This window comes from Pinibacter aurantiacus (assembly GCF_019130065.1).
GTDB lineage: Bacteria > Bacteroidota > Bacteroidia > Chitinophagales > Chitinophagaceae > Pinibacter > Pinibacter aurantiacus.
Window position 1 is genome coordinate 1 of record NZ_JAHSPG010000020.1, and the last position, 1,105, is coordinate 1,105.

The following is a 1,105-nucleotide window of genomic DNA, read 5'->3' on the forward strand; positions in this document are numbered from 1 at the left end:
TCCATACCTACTTGGTGTATTAGTCCCCGCCTCCATTCCTGGTTGCCAAGGCCCATTTAGAATACTAAGTCCTGGAAGACTAATTAAAGGTCTTAGGCTAGGCAACCTTTTGTTTAATTTCTAAACAATAAAGTTATGAAAAAAGTTAGCCACATCATCGGAGCCGACCTCTCCAAAAGAACAATCGATTTGTTCTGCCATTTGCTCAATGATTATATCCAGATTGAAAATAACCTTTCTGGATTTAAAGAATTAATCAAATGGATCAAGAGGTTACAGATCAAACCCTCTGAGTTAATGATTGTTATGGAACATACTGGACTTTATAGCTTTTGTTTTGAGCAGTTTCTTCATGAACATCAGATTGCATTTTCAAAAGTAAATGCTCTTGCCATCAAACGATCCATGGGATTGGTCCGCGGCAAATCTGATAAAATTGATGCAAGAAGAATAGCTGAATACGGGAATGAAAAAACAAGTAAGCTGAAGGCCGAAACCCGCCCCTGTGATGAATTGCAGCGATTGCAACTACTGCATTCAACAAGAGATCGCCTGGTGAAGCAAAAGGCTGCTTTACTCAACGCATTGAAAGAGTATGACAACATTGGTTTATCAAAACAAGATTCTATTATGCGATCTCAAATGAGACTTGTCAAAAGTTTTGAGAACGAAATCGTTAAAATAGAAGAAGAAATCAACGGCACTATTGAACAAAATCCTTCATTACGTCAGAACTACCAGTTACTTCAAACCTTAAAAGGAGTGGGTAAGGTATTAGCAACGGCAACCATCATCAAAACAAAAAATTTTACCCGGTTTGCCAATGCCAGAAAATTCGCTTGCTATTGTGGCACTGCTCCTTTTGAACATACTTCCGGAACCAGCATCAAGGGTAAAACAAAAGTGAGCCACCTGGCTGATAAACACATGAAGACATTGCTCGATCTTGCTGCAAAATCTGCTATCCAATATGACAAAGAACTACATAACTATTATCTAAAACGAGTTGAAAGTGGTAAGTCCAAAATGAGCACTATCAATGTCGTTCGAAATAAAATCATATACAGAATGTTTGCTGTTATCAAACGGCAAACACCATTTGTAG

1 protein-coding gene is annotated in these 1,105 nt (G+C 38.1%); it reads left to right on the plus strand.

Going from position 1 to position 1,105, the window contains the following annotated elements:
* Positions 1-135 precede the first annotated feature (135 nt).
* On the plus strand, positions 136-1,105 hold a 970-nt coding region (locus tag KTO63_RS26160; protein WP_217795329.1), incomplete at its 3' end, for an IS110 family RNA-guided transposase.